Annotated in this window: 21 protein-coding genes; 20 read left to right on the top strand and 1 reads right to left on the bottom strand. The window is 68.8% G+C overall.

What is annotated here, in order from left to right; translation table 11 throughout:
- Positions 1–103: 103 nt before the first annotated feature.
- From fliD to LRH25_RS01970, 11 genes are read left to right on the top strand one after another with little or no spacing between them, the layout of a single operon-like run.
- Positions 104–1,462 (top strand): flagellar filament capping protein FliD, encoded by a 1,359-nt coding sequence (gene fliD / locus LRH25_RS02020; protein ID WP_141290625.1) that lies wholly within the window; start codon positions 104–106, stop codon positions 1,460–1,462.
- A 41-nt stretch (positions 1,463–1,503) separates the two neighbouring features.
- Complete coding sequence (fliS, locus tag LRH25_RS02015) at positions 1,504–1,890, top strand: flagellar export chaperone FliS (RefSeq protein ID WP_141290627.1); 387 nt, start codon at positions 1,504–1,506, stop codon at positions 1,888–1,890.
- Positions 1,883–2,233 (top strand): hypothetical protein, encoded by a 351-nt coding sequence (locus tag LRH25_RS02010; protein WP_231010082.1) that lies wholly within the window; start codon positions 1,883–1,885, stop codon positions 2,231–2,233. Before fliS ends, LRH25_RS02010 begins: the two co-directional genes overlap by 8 nt.
- 2 nt (positions 2,234–2,235) lie before the next feature.
- The gene (locus tag LRH25_RS02005) at positions 2,236–3,399 is read left to right on the top strand and encodes a flagellar hook-length control protein FliK (protein ID WP_231010081.1); all 1,164 of its coding nucleotides are present in this window, start codon (positions 2,236–2,238) and stop codon (positions 3,397–3,399) included.
- 5 nt (positions 3,400–3,404) lie between these two features.
- Positions 3,405–3,854 carry a flagellar basal body-associated FliL family protein gene (locus LRH25_RS02000; RefSeq protein WP_141290324.1) on the top strand — a complete coding sequence of 150 codons (450 nt, stop codon included), beginning with the start codon at positions 3,405–3,407 and terminating at the stop codon, positions 3,852–3,854.
- 2 nt (positions 3,855–3,856) lie between these two features.
- Positions 3,857–4,594, top strand: coding sequence for a FliA/WhiG family RNA polymerase sigma factor (locus LRH25_RS01995; RefSeq protein WP_141290325.1), 738 nt, complete (start codon positions 3,857–3,859; stop codon positions 4,592–4,594).
- Positions 4,595–4,632: 38 nt separating this feature from the next.
- On the top strand, positions 4,633–5,550 hold the full coding sequence (motA, locus tag LRH25_RS01990; RefSeq protein WP_141290326.1) for a flagellar motor stator protein MotA: 918 nt from the start codon (positions 4,633–4,635) through the stop codon (positions 5,548–5,550).
- On the top strand, positions 5,537–6,625 hold the full coding sequence (locus LRH25_RS32945) for a flagellar motor protein MotB (protein ID WP_141290327.1): 1,089 nt from the start codon (positions 5,537–5,539) through the stop codon (positions 6,623–6,625). Before motA ends, LRH25_RS32945 begins: the two co-directional genes overlap by 14 nt.
- A 31-nt stretch (positions 6,626–6,656) precedes the next feature.
- A complete protein-coding gene (flgM, locus tag LRH25_RS01980; RefSeq protein ID WP_231010080.1) occupies positions 6,657–6,947 on the top strand; it encodes a flagellar biosynthesis anti-sigma factor FlgM in 291 nt (96 codons plus the stop codon).
- A gap of 7 nt (positions 6,948–6,954) precedes the next feature.
- Positions 6,955–7,398, top strand: a complete 444-nt coding sequence (gene flgN / locus LRH25_RS01975) for a flagellar export chaperone FlgN (protein WP_231010079.1) — start codon at positions 6,955–6,957, stop codon at positions 7,396–7,398.
- Positions 7,385–8,152: a glycoside hydrolase family 73 protein gene (locus tag LRH25_RS01970; protein WP_231010078.1), complete on the top strand. Its 768-nt coding sequence runs from the start codon at positions 7,385–7,387 to the stop codon at positions 8,150–8,152. The genes flgN and LRH25_RS01970 overlap by 14 nt, the downstream gene beginning before the upstream one ends.
- On the opposite strand, the gene flgA is transcribed toward LRH25_RS01970, so the two are convergent.
- The gene (gene flgA, locus LRH25_RS01965; protein ID WP_231010077.1) at positions 8,137–8,853 is read right to left on the bottom strand and encodes a flagellar basal body P-ring formation chaperone FlgA; all 717 of its coding nucleotides are present in this window, start codon (positions 8,851–8,853) and stop codon (positions 8,137–8,139) included. The two genes, LRH25_RS01970 and flgA, sit on opposite strands and share 16 nt — an antisense overlap.
- A 31-nt stretch (positions 8,854–8,884) precedes the next feature.
- Between flgA and flgB the strand changes: the two genes are divergently transcribed.
- From flgB to LRH25_RS01920, 9 genes are read left to right on the top strand one after another with little or no spacing between them, the layout of a single operon-like run.
- The gene (gene flgB / locus LRH25_RS01960) at positions 8,885–9,247 is read left to right on the top strand and encodes a flagellar basal body rod protein FlgB (RefSeq protein ID WP_141287862.1); all 363 of its coding nucleotides are present in this window, start codon (positions 8,885–8,887) and stop codon (positions 9,245–9,247) included.
- A gap of 1 nt (position 9,248) precedes the next feature.
- Positions 9,249–9,659, top strand: coding sequence for a flagellar basal body rod protein FlgC (gene flgC / locus LRH25_RS01955; protein ID WP_141287863.1), 411 nt, complete (start codon positions 9,249–9,251; stop codon positions 9,657–9,659).
- A gap of 2 nt (positions 9,660–9,661) precedes the next feature.
- Positions 9,662–10,318, top strand: coding sequence for a flagellar hook capping FlgD N-terminal domain-containing protein (locus LRH25_RS01950; protein ID WP_141287864.1), 657 nt, complete (start codon positions 9,662–9,664; stop codon positions 10,316–10,318).
- A 22-nt stretch (positions 10,319–10,340) separates the two neighbouring features.
- Positions 10,341–11,528 (top strand): flagellar hook protein FlgE, encoded by a 1,188-nt coding sequence (locus LRH25_RS01945; protein ID WP_141287865.1) that lies wholly within the window; start codon positions 10,341–10,343, stop codon positions 11,526–11,528.
- A gap of 10 nt (positions 11,529–11,538) precedes the next feature.
- Entirely contained in the window at positions 11,539–12,264 is a 726-nt protein-coding gene (locus LRH25_RS01940; protein WP_141287866.1) for a flagellar basal-body rod protein FlgF, read from the top strand.
- A 34-nt stretch (positions 12,265–12,298) separates the two neighbouring features.
- Positions 12,299–13,087, top strand: a complete 789-nt coding sequence (gene flgG, locus LRH25_RS01935) for a flagellar basal-body rod protein FlgG (RefSeq protein ID WP_170200875.1) — start codon at positions 12,299–12,301, stop codon at positions 13,085–13,087.
- 1 nt (position 13,088) lies between these two features.
- Positions 13,089–13,757 carry a flagellar basal body L-ring protein FlgH gene (gene flgH, locus LRH25_RS01930; protein ID WP_141287867.1) on the top strand — a complete coding sequence of 223 codons (669 nt, stop codon included), beginning with the start codon at positions 13,089–13,091 and terminating at the stop codon, positions 13,755–13,757.
- Positions 13,758–13,770: 13 nt separating this feature from the next.
- The gene (locus LRH25_RS01925; RefSeq protein ID WP_141287868.1) at positions 13,771–14,901 is read left to right on the top strand and encodes a flagellar basal body P-ring protein FlgI; all 1,131 of its coding nucleotides are present in this window, start codon (positions 13,771–13,773) and stop codon (positions 14,899–14,901) included.
- Positions 14,901–15,272 carry a rod-binding protein gene (locus tag LRH25_RS01920; RefSeq protein ID WP_141287869.1) on the top strand — a complete coding sequence of 124 codons (372 nt, stop codon included), beginning with the start codon at positions 14,901–14,903 and terminating at the stop codon, positions 15,270–15,272. Before LRH25_RS01925 ends, LRH25_RS01920 begins: the two co-directional genes overlap by 1 nt.
- The last annotated feature ends 36 nt before the right edge of the window (positions 15,273–15,308 follow it).

Here is a 15,308-nt window from a genome sequence, read left to right as displayed (position 1 = left end):
CGTTTTGCCGACCGCCCGACCTTTGTCGCCGCCGGATTTCAGTCCGGCCGCTGCACGGTCGCCTTTTGACAGGCAACCCCCGTCAATCGACCAGGAGATCTCAATGGGCAGCACCACCATCGACCCGGCCACCACTGCGCAGCAGCTGGCCACCGCGTACACCTCGGCCACCCAGTCGCAGCTGACCACGCAGTCCACCAAGGCACAGAGCACCGCCTCGGCGCTGAGCAAGCTGCAGTCGGCGCTGAGCGCGTTCGACACCGCGCTCTCGGCCATGACCACCAAGAAGAGCGTGCTGAGCTACGGCGCCACGCTGAGCAGCAGCGGCTTTGCCACCGCCACCGCGGGCGCGGGCGCCACGGCGGGCAACTACTCGGTCTTCGTCGAGCAGGTCGCCAGCGCGCACCAGATCGCCTTCGAGGACCTGCCGGCCGTGCCGGTCTCGCTGGGCGGCCCGCTGGTCGTGCAGATGGCCAATGGCAGCAGCTTCAACGTCAACCTGGCCGGCGCCGACCAGGACAACAACGGCACGCTGTCGCAGACCGAGATCGCCCGCGCGATCAACCAGGCCAGCGGCAACAACGGGCTGGTCAGCGCGATGGTCGTGACCTCCGGCAGCCAGACCAACCTGGTGCTGAGCGCCGGCAGCACCGGCGCCGGCAGCCAGATCACGCTGGACACCAGCGGCCTGCCGGCCAGCGCACTGAAGACCACGCTGGACGGCGGTGGCAAGCAGCTCAGCGCCGCGCAGGACGCCGTGATGTGGCTGGGCGCGCAGACCACCGGCGTGAAGATCCAGCAGGCCTCCAACACCTTCACCGCGGTGGCCGGCGTGAGCCTCACCGTGACCCAGGCGCAAACCACTGGCAGCAGCCCGCTGACGCTGGCCGTGACCAACAACGACAGCGGCACGGCCACCAATGTGCAGAGCTTCGTCGACGCCTACAACAAGCTCGAATCGGCGCTGGACGACCTGACCAAGATCGGCAGCAGCACCACCACGGCCGGCGCGTTCGCGTCGGACTCCGGCGTGACCTCGCTGCGCTCGCACCTGGCCAGCATCCTGCGCCAGGACGTGGGCGGGCTGCGGCTGATGGACTTCGGCATCACGGCCGGCCGCGACGGCCAGCTCTCGCTGGACCAGACCAAGCTCAGCAAGGGCCTGACCGCGCACCCCGACGGCCTCGACAGCCTGCTGGGCAGCAACAGCAGCAGCGCCCCGACCGGCCTGATGGGCGCCTTCAGCACGCTGAGCAAGCAATGGACCAACAGCAGCACCGGGCTGATCAAGAGCCGGCAGGACAGCGTGCAGCGCACCCAGGCCAGCATCACGACGCGCCAGACCAAGCTGGAGGACCAATACAACATGCTCTACCAGCGCTACCTGGCCCAGTTCACCCAGCTGCAGTCGCTGCAGTCGAGCATGAGTGACAACACCAGCCTGCTCGGCAGCCTGAGCTGACCTGCACGGCCCCACGACCTCCCCTCGCCAGGAAAACTCCCTTGTACCAAGACGCCTATCAAAGCTACCAGACCGTCAACCTGGGCGCGCAGACCGCCCAGGCCTCGCCGGTCGAACTGGTGCTGATCCTGACGGACGGCCTGCTCGAAGAGCTGGCCCGCGCCCGGGCCCACATCGCAGCCAAGCGCTTCGAGCAGAAGGCCAGGAGCCTGGACAAGTGCATCGGCATCCTCAACGGGCTGTCCAGCGCGCTGGACACCGATGGCGCTGGCGAGGTCGTGGGCAACCTGCAGGCCCTGTACGAGTTCTGCGCCGACCGGCTGTGCCGCGCCGGCATCACGCTGGACCCGGCCATGGTCGACGACGTGAGCGGCGTGGTGCAGACGCTGCGCCAGGGCTGGCAGGACGTGCAGGCCCACCATGGCTAGAGCCCAGCGCCTGCAGCAGCTGCGCGAGGCTTTGCAGAAAGCCTTGCAGCGCACCATGCCCGCCGCTTCGGCGAGCAGCCAGGCGCCGGACTTCGGCGACTGGCGGGCGCTGGTGCAGGCGGAGGCCGCACTGTCTCGCGCGCTGCCGGCGCTGGCCGGCGAAGGTGAATGGAGTGCGGCAGAGCGCCGGGCGCTGGCCGAACTGCGCGAGGTCCACGAGGCCGCCCGCACCCGCTGCGAACAGGCGCTGGCCACGCTGGGCACCCAGCTCCACGAGATGGGTCTGCAAAAAGAAGGCTGGCTGGCCTATGCCGGCATGAGCGCAACGCTGCAATCGACATGAACATGGCTTTGAACACCCTCTCGGTCAACGTCACGGCAGACACCGGCGCCATCGCCCCGGCGACGCCAGCGAACCCCGCCGCCAACAAGGCCGATGCCGCCGCCGGCACGCCGGTCGCCACGCCGCTGGCCGGCTTCGGCGCCACGCTGCAGCGCGCCGCGGTGGCCGACACGTCGACCCCAGCTTTGCCGCTGCCGCTGCCGGTCACGCCCACTGGTGGCGCGGACGTCAAGCTGCCGGTCGACAGCTCGCGGGTCGCGCCACCCGAGCTGCCCGCACAGGCCGCCAAGCCGGCGGCCGACGACAGCCAGGACGCCATCGACACCGGCACCGCCGCGCTGCAACCCGACTGGCCCGCGCTGTCGCCGCTGCTGGCGAGCTTGATGGCCTCGGCTTCGGCCGCCGCGGCTGCCGCCACCTCTACCGCACCAGCACCGGCCGGCAACACGCCCCGCCCGGCACCAGCGGCCGCCGGCCTCGCGGCGGTGGGCAAGCCTGTCACGGCAAACGCCGCTGCAACGCAGGCGGCAACGCCAGGCATTGCCCCCACGCCGGTCGCTGCGACACCGGTGCAGGCGCCCTCCGCCAAGGCCGACGTGGCCAGCCCCGCGCTGCAGGCATCGGTGGTCGACGCCGCGGATGCCGACGATGCCTCTGCCGCGCTGCCCAGCGTCGGCAGCGCCACGGCCGCGGCACCGAGCCGCCAGGAAATGAGCACCTCGCTGGCCCTGCCGGCCGGCCCGGACGCCGACCTGCGCCAGCCGCTGCGCCAGGCCCTGGGCCCGCGCCTGGCCTGGCAGGCCGACCAGCGCAGCGAGCAGGCCCAGCTGCGGCTGTCGCCGCCGCAGCTGGGCCACATCGACATCCAGATCCGCCACGAAGGCGGCAGCCTGCAGGTGCAGCTGTCGGCCAGCCATGCCGAAGTGGCGCGCCAGCTGGCCCAGGTCAGCGACGGGCTGCGCCAGGACCTGTCGCAGCGCCATGCCGGCGAAGTGCGGGTGCAGGTCGGCCAGGGCGCGGCCAACGGCAGCGACTTCGGCCAGTCCGGCCGCCAGCAGCCGCAGCGCACCACCTCCGATGAAGCGCAGGCCCCCGGCCGCGCACTGGCCGAGGCCGATGCAGAAACCGGCACGGCCACCACCCCCTTCCGTCTGCGCAAAGGCTGAACGCGATGTCCAAGAAACTGATCCTCGGCGGTGTCGCCACCGTCCTGCTGTTGTCCGCTGGCGGTGCCGCGGCCTGGTGGAAGCTGAAAGACCATGGGTCGGCCGGCGAGGCCAAGGCGCATGTGGCCGAAGCGGTGGACTACAAGTACGTCACGCTGGACAAAGTCATCGTGATGCTGCGCAACGGCGAACAGGAAAGCGGCTCGCACTACCTGGCCGTGGACCTGGTCTTCAAGGCGCCGCCCAAGACCGAGAAGCAGACCCGGGACCACCTGCCGCTGCTGCGCAGCGTGGCGGTGAAAGCCCTGTCGGAGCGCACCCGCGCCCAGGCCAGCTCGATGGGCGTGGACGCCCTGGCCAGCACGCTCAACGAGGCGTTCCATGAGGCCTATGCAGCCGAGCATCAGGAGATGCCGTTTGCCGAGGCCATGATCGGCAAGCTCATCGTCGAATGACCATGGACTTGCACGCGGGTCATTTCGAGGTGGCGGCCTATGCCGAGGCGGGCGGCGAAGCTGCGCGCGCCGCGCTCGACCCGGCCCGCGAGCAGCGCGAGCTGATCGCGCACACGCCGCTGGTCAAGCGCGTGGTGCGCCAGCTCAGCGCCCAGCTCAGCGCCACGATGGACCGCGACGACATGCAGCAGATCGGCCTGATGGGGCTGCTGGAAGCACTGCGCCGCTACGGCCCGCCGGACGAAAAGTTCGCTGCCTTTGCCTCGCTGCGCATCCGCGGCGCGATCCTCGACGAACTGCGCCGCCAGGACTGGCGCCCGCGCAGCGTGCGCCAGGACAGCCACAAGCTGCGCGACGGCCTGCGCGAGATGACGCGCCGCCTGGGCCGCGAGCCGACCGAGGCCGAAGTGCTGAAGGTGCTGAAGCTCACGCCGGAAACCTACCAGGCCCACCTCGCCGCAGAAAACGCCGAGCAGATGGCCAGCTTCGACGAACTGCTGCACGAGATGGCCGAATTGCCTTCGGCGCAGCGCTCGCCCGAGGAGATCCTGATCCAGCGCCGCAGCCTGGCGCAAGCCCTGAGCGCGCTGGACGAACGTGAACAACGCGTGATCCAGCTGTACTACGAGTACGAGCTGAGCCTGAAGGAAATCGCCGCGGTGCTGGACCTGACCGAGGCCCGCATCTGCCAGATCAACAAGGCCGCGCTGCAGAAGATGAAGCGCCACCTGGCCGCCTGACCGCCGCCTGACCCGCTAGCCCCCAAAGAGACCACCCCATGCAATCCATCCTCGGCATCCTCATCATCGTCGGCTGCGTCTTCGGCGGCTACATGATCCACGACGGCGACATGAAGATGATCTGGCAGCCCACCGAGCTGCTGATCATCGTTGGCGCAGGTGCAGGCGCCATCGTGCTGGGCAACCCCAAGCACGTGCTCTCGGAGATGTGGCTGCAGGTGCGCAAGGTGATGATGCGCAAGAAGCCCGGCGAGGAATTCCAGCGCCAGCTGCTGCTGCTGATGTACGAGCTGCTGCAGACGGCGGCCGGCGGCCTGAAGGCACTGGACGCACACGTTGAAGCCCCGCATGAGAGCGATCTCTTCAAGCGTTATCCGCTGATCCTCGAAGAGCCCAAGCTGCTCCACTTCATCGTCGACAACTTTCGCTTGATGGCGATGGGCAAGATCAATGCACACGAGCTCGAAGGTGTGCTCGAACAAGAGATCGAAGCGATCCACGAAGAGATGGCGCAGCCAGCCAAGTCGCTGGCCAAGATCGGGGAGGCGATGCCGGGCTTCGGCATCCTGGCCGCGGTGCTGGGCATCGTGATGACCATGAACGTGGTGGCCGAAGGCGCCGGCACTGCCGAGATCGCCGTGCGCGTCGGCGCCGCGATGGTGGGTACCTTCATTGGTATCTTCATGTGCTACGGCGTGCTGGACCCGATCAGCAACATGATGAAGCAGCTGGTCAGCGAGGAGCTGCAGGCCTTCGAGTCGGTCAAGGTGGTGCTGGTCACGCATGTCTCGGGCAAGCCGGCGCTGCTGGCGATCGACGCCGGCCGCCGCCTGGTGCAGCTCAACATCAAGCCCAGCTTCGCCCGCCTGGAAGGCTGGATCAACAAGATGCAGGACGCCGGCGACGCCGGCGCCACCCCGCAACGCCGCGCAGGAGACAAGCGTGCCCAAGCCTGATGCCCATCACGGCGAGACCGTCGTCAAGCGCGTCTCGGCCAAGGGCCATGACGAGGCCCACGGCGGCGCGTGGAAGGTCGCGTTTGCCGACTTCTGCCTCGCGCTGCTGTGCTTGTTCCTGGTGCTGTGGCTGCTGGCCTCGCGCGACAAGGAAGCGGCCGAGCAGAACCTGCTGTCCGTCATGGGCACGCCCATCGACGAAGGCAGCCAGGGCCACATCCCGGACCTGAAGGGCAGCCAGTTCGGCAGCCTGATCACCCGCGAGCCGGTGCCCGGCCAGGGCGGTACCAACGCGGCCCGTGGCCCCAACCAGGGCAACGGCCAGACCGACCAGGCCCATCCGCTGCAACGCAAGCACATGGACGGCCCGGAAGACATGCAGTTGCTGGCCCGCAAGCTCTCCGGCCTGGCCGAAGACGCCGGCCTGGAAAGCCACCTGAAGACCGAAGTCACGCCGCAGGGCCTGCGCGTGCTGCTGCACGACACCGACGGCGAAGGCATGTTCGCCCGCGGCAGTGCGGTGCCCAACACCAGGTTCCGCAAGCTGCTGACCCAGATGGGCCCGCTGTTCGCCGAGATCGACAACCAGCTGCTGGTGCTGGGCCACACCGACGCGACGGCCTATGCCAACACCGACGCCGCGGCGTTCTCGAACTGGACGCTGTCCAACCAGCGCGCAATGGCCGCCCGCCTCAGCCTGACCTACGGCGGCATGCCGGCGGCCAGCGTGCTGCAGGTCATCGGCATGGCCGACCGCGCGCCGATGAAGATCGAAGACCCGCGCGCCGCCGTGAACCGTCGCATTGAACTGGTGGTGCTGAGCACGGCCCAGGCCCGTGCACTGGCTGCCGCCTTCGGCATGCCCGGCCAGGTCCAGCCGCTGGCCGAAGGCGCCGACATGGTGGTCAGCCAGGCCGCGCCTTCGGCCAACGGTGCGGCGGCGATTTCGAAGATGGGCCTGCACCCGACGCGCCTGCCGGCCGCCGAAGCCTTGCCGCTGAAAGCCACCGTTGCCGAAAACGCCAAGGTGCGCCACCAGCTGACCCAACAAGCCTCGACGCTCGCGGAGCGCTGAGATGCAAACGAAACCTACCCGAGGTGCCCGCATGCGAATCACCGGCCGAACCACACTGGACCCCTTGACCGGCACCGCTGCGCCGGCTGCCGCCGAACCGGTGAGCCCTGCCGCCCCGGTTGGCGCCAGCGCCGCCGCCGACACGGCCGCGCCGCTGCAGTCCGACGCGCTGGCGCCCGCCATGCAGGCGCTGGACGCGATGCCGGAGATCGACAGCGCCCGCGTCGCCGAGCTGCGCGACGCGCTGGCCCGCGGCGAGATCAAGTTCGATGCCGACCGGCTGGCCGGCCTGGTGCAGCGCTTCCACAACGGCCGCGGCTGAACCCGCCATGAGCCACGTCCAAGCCCGCGCCAACAACAGCCGCCAGGCGACTGCGCTGCTGCTGCAGGACCTGCGCAGCGACTTGCAGGAGGCGCGCCAGCTGCAGGTGCTGCTGAACCTGCAGTTCGACGCGCTGCTCAAGCATGACCCCAAGCCGCTGCCGGCGCTGGCAGCCGACATCGTCGTCTGCGTGGAGCGCATGCAGAAACGCCGCGCCCGGCGCACCGCGTTGGTCGAGCGACTGGTCGGCCAGGACGCCGGCATGGACCAGGTGCTGCAAGGCCTCGGCCCGTCGCTGCAGGCGACCGGCACGGCCTGGTGGACCGCGCTCGAAGACCTGGTGCGTGCCTGCAAGGACGCCAACCTGCGCAACTGCGCGCTGCTGACCCAGCAGCACGAGCTGATGCAACGTGTGCTCGAACCCGACAGTGACCTTTATGCGCCTGCCTGACCCGTTCACCACCGCCACCCCGGCCACCGCACCGACGGCGGCCACGCAGCCGACTGCAGCGCTGGGCGCCACCAGCCCCGCTGGCTTCGGCGCGGTCTACAACGAGCTCGGCCGCTCGCTGCGCCAGGACGTGCAGCAGTTCATCGAGCAGGGCGACAGCGGCGAAGCCTTTGGCGGTGCCAGCACCTTGAATGCCGAAGCCCGGGCCCGCCTGGCCACGCTGAACGGCATGCGCTCGCCGGCCGGCAACCCCGACGCACCCACCGATGCACCCGCAGGCGCGTTGACCGGCCCGCAACAGGCCTTTCTCGAACAGGTGGCCCCGCTGGCCGCCGAGGCCGGCGCGCGGCTGGGCGTGTCGCCGCATGTGCTGGCGGCGCAGGCGGCGCTGGAGTCTGGCTGGGGCCAACGGCCGCTGCGCGACGCGCAGGGCGCCGACAGCCACAACCTGTTCGGCCTGAAGGCCGGCAAGGCCTGGCAGGGCGCCAGCGGCGACAACACCACCACCGAATACGCGGATGGCGAAGCCGTCTCCGAGGTGGCGCGCTTTCGGGCCTACGACGACCCTTCGGCCTCGTTCAAGGACCTGACGCAACTGCTGCTGAAGGCGCCGCACTACCAGGGCGCGCTGAACACCGGCCACGACGCGCTGGCCTATGGCCAGGGGCTGGTGCGCGGCGGCTATGCCACCGACCCGGCCTACGCGACCAAGCTGGCGCGCGTGGCGGGCCAGATCCGTCAGTCGCGGGACTGATCGGGCGCCGCCATGTTGTTGCTGTCCATCTCCACAGGCACCACTTCACCGGCACCGGTGATGCGGGCGCGCAGGATGCGGCCGGTGCGGCTGTTGCGTACGCGCACGGTCTCGTTCAGACGACCCGGGTCCATCGCCTCGCCGGCATTGGTCACTTCCACCGGCCCGCTGCGCGCGACGATGCGCACAGACTCGCCGCGCCGCACCAGCAGCGGCGCCGACAGCATTCGTTTCTGCAGCACCTGGCCGGCACGCAGCGCACGGCGCGGGCTCATGCCGACCAGCTCGGCCAGGTCCGAACTGGCATCGGGCAGCGTGCTGATGTCGCGCCGCTCCAGCGCCACGTCGCGCTCGGCAATCGGCTGGTTCGCATTCAGTGCCACCAGCGCCACGCCCACCTCGGCCGACAGCGTGGCCCGCACGTTCACCAGCTGCCGGGCGCCGACACCAGGGCAGACCAGCACGAAGCGCATGTGCGCCGGCTGGCGCAGGTCCACCGGCTCGATGCGCGGCTCCGCGCAGCTCGGCGGCGTGCTCGGCAGCGCCGCGAGTTCGGCCTCGACTTCCACGCCCTGCAGCCCGTCGCGCTCGGCCTGCTCGATCACCGCCTGGCGCGCTGCCGCCGCCACGCGCGCAGCCAGCGGCTCTGCCGCCTGGGCCGCAGACAGCAGCAGCGGCAGGCAGGCCAGCCCCCACTTCACGTTTGACCGTCGTCCTGAACAAAGGAATCGCATGAGCATCGACTTCACCAAGGCCCTGGGCACACACCCCGAGGCGCTGCGCTTGCGCGCCGAACGGACACAGGTCCTGGCCGCCAACCTGGCCAACGAAAGCACCCCCGGCTACCAGGCCCGCGACCTGGACTTCGGCGCGGCCTTGCAGAGCGCCACCGCCGACGAGGCCAGCGGCCTGTCCCTGGACAGCGACGGCTCGGCGAAATACCGGGTGCCCAACCACCCCTCGGCCGACGGCAACACCGTGGAGCTGGGCGTGGAACAGGCCGAATTCTCTCAGAACGCCAGCGACTTCCAGGTCAGCCTGACCTTTCTGAACATGCAGCTCAAAGGCCTCGCCAAGGCCATCGCAGGACAGTGACATGCCATTCCACGACATCACCCGCATCGCCGGCTCGGCCATGACCGCCCAGACCGTGCGGCTCAACACCGTCGCCAGCAACTTGGCCAACGCCCAGTCCGCCGCCAGCAACGCGACCGACGCCTACCACGCCCGCAAGCCGGTCTTCGCAGCCGTGATGGGCCGCGACAGCGGCGCCGGTGCCCGCGTGCAGGTGCTGGACGTCGTCAGCAGCACCGAGCCGCTGCGCGAAGCCTACGAACCCGAGAACCCCATGGCCAACGAGGAGGGCAAAGTGTTTTATCCGAACGTGAACCCGGTCGCCGAAATGACCGACATGATGGCCGCCTCGCGGGCCTTCGAGACCAACGTCGAAGTGCTGGGCCGGGTGCGGTCTATGCAGCAGTCAGTGTTGCGGCTTGGGGAGGCATGAGCATGAGTGACACGCTCACCACCCAGACGCAAAGCACGGGCAGCACCAGCGCCCTGTCCAACGCCCTGGTCAGCGCCAACGGCAGCGGCACCGACCTGTTCACCACCTTGCTGGTGGCGCAGATCCAGAACCAGAACCCGCTGGAGCCGAACGACCCGAGCGACTTCGTGAACCAGCTGACGCAGCTGAGCCAGATGGAATCGCTGCAGTCGCTGAGCAGCCAAAGTGCGGCCACCAACACGCTGCTGGACAGCCTGCAGACGCTGGCACTGGGCAACCAGGTCGGCAACAGCGTGGACGTGGTGACCGACCACGTGCAGCTGGACGCCTCCGGCACGGTGCCGGCGAAATTCACGCTTGCCAGCGCCGAGAACAACGCGACGCTGGTGCTGACCGGCGCCGACGGCGTGAAGCACAACGTGGACCTGGGCAGCAAAGGCATTGGCGAGGTCTCGCTGACGCTGGACCCGGTCGCGCTGGGCCTGCCGGCCGGCACCTACGACATCGCGGTGAAGACCACCAGCGGCGCGACGCCGGCTGTCGCGGTGACCGGACGGATCCAGAACATCCGCCTGTCCACCGCCGGCATGACGCTGACCGTCAGCCACCTGGGCGAAGTCTCGCCCGGCAACATTTCCCAATTCAACGGCAAGTCCTGAACGTCCTGAAGGAGTCCCGACCATGAGCTTCGAAATCGCCCTGTCCGGCATCAATGCTGTCAACACCCAGCTCGACAGCATCAGCAACAACATCGCCAACTCCGGCACCTACGGCTTCAAGTCCAGCCGTGCCAACTTCAGCGCGATGGTGGCCGGCTCCAGCCCCACCGGCGCCGAGATCGGCTCGCTGACGCAAAGCATCGGCACCGGCGGCAGCACGCTGTCCACCGGCCGCTCGCTGGACGCCGCCATCCAGGGCCGCGGCTTCTTCGCACTGCGCGACAGCACCGGCCTGATGAGCTACAGCCGCGTCGGCAACTTCGTGGTCGACAAGACCGGCATGCTGGTCGACGCCAGCGGCCGCAAGGTCCAGGGCTACGCGGTGACGCCGGGCTCGACCGCGCTGGGTGCGATGGGCGACATCAGCGTGCCCAGCGGCCAGATCGCCGCCAAGGCCAGCAGCAAGCTTTCGTACGTGGCCAACATGTCGAAGGACTGGACCACGCCGACGCTGACGCCTTTCGACAAGACCGACGCGCAGACCTTCAACAGCTCGATGGTCTCGGTGGTCTACGACTCGCTGGGCACCCAGCACACCATGACGCAGTACTTCGTCAAGTCCGGCAGCAACGCGGTGGACGTGCACTACACGATGGACGGCAACGACCTGGGCACGACCAACACGCTGAGCTTCAGCACCAACGGCGTGCTGACCGCGCCGGCCGGCGCGGTGACCCTGGCACTGGGCACGCCGGACGGCGCCAGCGCGCTCAGCATCGACGTGGACTACACCGGCACCACGCTGTACGCCGGCGAAGCGACCAACAGCGTCAACGCCGCCGACGGCTATGCCTCCGGCACGCTGACCGGCACGACGATCTCCGACGACGGCTCGGTGCTGGCCCAGTACAGCAACGGCCAGAAGCAGACCATCGCCAAGCTGGCGCTGGCCACCTTCCCCAGCGAAGACGGCCTGACCCCCACCAGCGATACCAGCTGGACGGCCTCGCAGGCCTCGGGCCAGGCGCTGTACTACGCCCCGGGCACCGGCATGGCGGGCTCGCTGACGGTGGGCGCGCTGGAGCAGTCCAACGTGGACATGACCGGCGAGCTGGTCAACCTGATGTCCGCCCAGCGCAACTACCAGGCCAACACCAAGGTCATCTCCGCCGAGAGCGAGATGATGCAGGCGCTGTTCCAGGCCGTCTGAGGCAAGCCGCATGGACGCCCTGATCTACACCGCGATGAGCGGTGCCGAACGCGCACTGCGGGCCCAGCAGGTGCACGCCAACAACCTGGCCAACCTGGACACCTCCGGTTTCCAGGCCGACATGGAACTGGCCACCAGCCAGACGGTGAGCGGCTTCGGCTACGACGCGCGCCACCTGAACAAGCTGCAGGCCAATGGCGTGTCGGCCCGCGAAGGCACGGCCAAGCCGACCGGGCGCGACCTGGACGTGGCCCTGCAGGGCGGCGGCTACCTGACGGTGCAGTACGGGGCCAGCGAGGCCTACACGCGAGCTGGCCAACTGCAGCTGGCCGAGGACGGCGCGCTGACGGTCAATGGCCGGCCGGTGATGGGCGAAGGCGGCCCCATCGTGCTGCCGCCGTACCGCAAGCTGGAGATCGCCAGCGACGGCTCGATCTCCATCCAGCCGGCGGGCGAAGAGGCCATGCAGGTGGTCGACAAGCTCAAGCTGGTCAAGCCCGAGGCCAAGGACGTGGTCAAGAACGAAGCCGGGCTGATCGTCTCGCGCCGCGGCGACACGCTGGAGAGCGACGACAGCGTGCGCGTGCACGGCGGCTTCGTCGAAGGCAGCAACGTCGGCGCGGTCGAGGAGATGGTCGCGACGATGACGCTGAACCGCGACTTCGAGATCCAGATGAAGCTGTTCCACGCCGCCGACAGCATGGCCGACAGTGGCAACCGGCTGATCCGCGACTGAACCTCAGGTTCCTCAATTCAAACAGGAGTTCCCTATGAATCCCGCCATGTGGATCAGCAAGACCGGTGTGCAGGCGCAAGACGCCAAGCTGCAGGCCATTGCCAACAACCTCGCCAACGTCAACACCGTCGGCTTCAAGCGCGACCGGGTGATGCTGGAAGACCTGTTCTACCAGGTCGACAGCCAGCCCGGCGCCCAGAAGGCCGAGGGCACGACCTCGCCGGTCGGCACCATGCTGGGCACCGGCACGCGCGTGGTCGGCACGCAGAAGGTGTTCACCAACGGCAACCTGCAGACCACCGGCCAGAGCCTGGACGTGGCCATCGTCGGCAACGGTTTCCTGCAGGTCGCGATGCCCAATGGCGAGACCGGCTACACCCGCGCCGGCCAGCTGCAGGTCAATGCCGAAGGCAAGCTGGTGAATTCGCAAGGCCTGTCGCTGCAGCCCGAAATCACGGTGCCGGCCACGGCCACCGCGGTGTCCATCTCCGAGTCCGGCCTGGTGACCGCGACCGTAGGCGGCAGCACCGCACCGACCGAACTCGGGCAGTTGCAGCTGGCAGGCTTCATCAACCCGGCCGGCCTGATGGCACGCGGCGAGAACCTGTTCCAGGAAACCGCCGCCAGCGGCACGCCGACCACCGGCAACCCCGGCACCGACGCATTCGGCAAGCTCAAGCAGGGCGCGCTGGAAGGCTCGAACGTGCAGGTAGTCGAAGAGATGGTGGACATGATCGCGGCGCAGCGCAGCTACGAGATGAACACCAAGGTGCTGTCTGCGGCCGACAACATGCTGCAGTCCCTGGCGCAGGCGGTGCGCTGAGATGCGTGCGCTTGTTCTTGCAGGGCTGATGGCAGGCGCGGCGCTGCTGGTCGGCTGCGCCGGCATCGAGCCGCCCAAGGCGCCGGAGCTGACGCCGCCATCGCCGCTGCCGCTGGTGCAGCAGGCGCCGCGCCGCGGCAGCTCGGGGGGCGTGTTCGTGGCCGACAACGGCTGGTCGCTGACCTCCGACGTGCGCAGCTTCCATGCCGGCGATGTGCTGACCGTGCTGCTGGACGAAACCACGCAGGCCAGCAAGAAGGCCAACACCAGCTTCGGCAAGAACAGCGATGTGTCGATCTCGCCGGCCACGCTGGCTGGCAAGGCGCTCAAGACGGACATCGGCCTGAGCAGCCAGAACAACTTCGCCGGCAACGCCGCGAGCACCCAGCAGAACGCCTTGCAGGGCGCCATCACGGTGATCGTGCACGAGGTCATGCCCAACGGCCTGCTGCGTGTGCAGGGCGAGAAAAGCCTGTACCTCAATCAGGGCGAGGAAATGATCCGCCTGAGCGGCTATGTGCGCGCGGCCGACATCACGCCGGACAACCGCGTCTCGTCGCAGCGCCTGGCCGAGGCCCGCATTGCCTACGCCGGCAGCGGCGCACTGGCCGACACCAACAACGCAGGCTGGCTGAGTCGCTTCTTCGCCAGTCCCTGGATGCCGTTCTAAAAAGAGATCACCCATGACCGCTTTGCGTTGGATCTTCGCCCCCCTGCTGACCAGCCTCTTGCTGGCCGGCGCCCATGCCGCGACACGCACCGCCGCCGAGCCGGCCGGCCAGCCGCTGCGCCAGCTGGTCAGCATCGAGGGCCAGCGCGAGAACCAGCTGCTGGGCTACGGCCTGGTGGTGGGCCTGAACGGCAGCGGCGACAGCACGCAGGTGAAGTACGCCGGACAGTCGGTCAACAACATGCTCAAGCAGTTTGGCGTGAAGCTGCCGGACAACGTGGACGCGAAGTCCAAAAACGTGGCCACGGTGATGATCAGCGCCAGCTTCCCACCGGGCTACCGCAAGGGCCAGACCATCGACGTGACCGTCGCCTCTCTGGGTGACGCCAAGAGCCTGCGTGGCGGCGTGCTGCTGCTCACGCCCCTGCGTGCGGCCAATGGCGAGGTCTACGCGATCAGCCAGGGCAACGTGGTGGTGGGCGGCATGACGGCGCAGGGCGCCAGCGGCTCCAGCGTCACGATCAACACGCCCACGGCCGGCCGCATCCCGAACGGCGCCAGCATCGAGCGCGAGATCGAGTCCGATTTCGACCAGAACCCCAGCGTGCGCCTGAGCCTGCGCCGGCCACACTTCCAGACCGCGACCAACATCGTCGACGCGATCAACAAGCGCTGGGGCGCGATTGCCACCGCGCGCGACGGCACCAGCGTGGAGGTCCAGGCGCCGATGAACCCGACCCAGCGCGTGGCCTTTGTCGCGCAGCTGGAGGCGATGACCATCGAGTCCGGCCTGGGCCGACCCAAGGTGATCTTCAACTCGCGCACCGGCACCGTGGTGATCACCGATGGCGTGCGCGTGCGGCCCGCCGCGGTCTCGCACGGCTCGCTGAAGGTGGTGATCTCCGAAAGCTCGCAGGTCAGCCAGCCGAATGCCTTTGGCCAGGGCCAGACGCAGGTCACGCCGAACTCGCGTGTCAGCGTGGACCAGGGCCAGGCCCACATGTTCAAGTGGGCGCCGGGCGCCAACCTGCAGGCCATCATCGACGCGGTGAACGCCACCGGTGCGACGCCGGACGACATCATGTCCATCCTGCAGGCGCTGGACCAGGCCGGCGCGCTGGACGGCGAACTGGAGGTGATCTGATGCCCATGCTGCCGATCCACCCCACGACGGACCTGGCGCTGCCGGACAGCTTCGCCGCTGCCGTCAAGCCTGCGCGACCCGACCCGATGCAGGCCGCGGCCAAGCAGGCCGCGCAACAGTTCGAGAGCCACTTCATCGGCCAGATGCTGCACGACATGCGGCGCAGCAGCCGCGTGCTGAGCGACGAGAAAGAGACCGAGCGCAGCGGCGAGGACATGCTGGACATGGCCGACACGATGGTGGCCGACCAGCTGGCCACTCAGGGCGCGTTTGGCATTGCCGACCTGATGCTGCGGCAGGTGATGCCGTCGGCTGCCTCGTCATTTAAGTCCGCACTGCCACCGGTCGCCTCTTCTGAGGACAAGCCCTGAACTCCGGGGCCGGCTTCCCTCCTTCTCTTCACGCCA

This window comes from Ideonella azotifigens (assembly GCF_021043325.1).
GTDB lineage: Bacteria > Pseudomonadota > Gammaproteobacteria > Burkholderiales > Burkholderiaceae_C > Ideonella > Ideonella azotifigens.
This window is presented reverse-complemented; position numbering and strand designations above follow the sequence as displayed.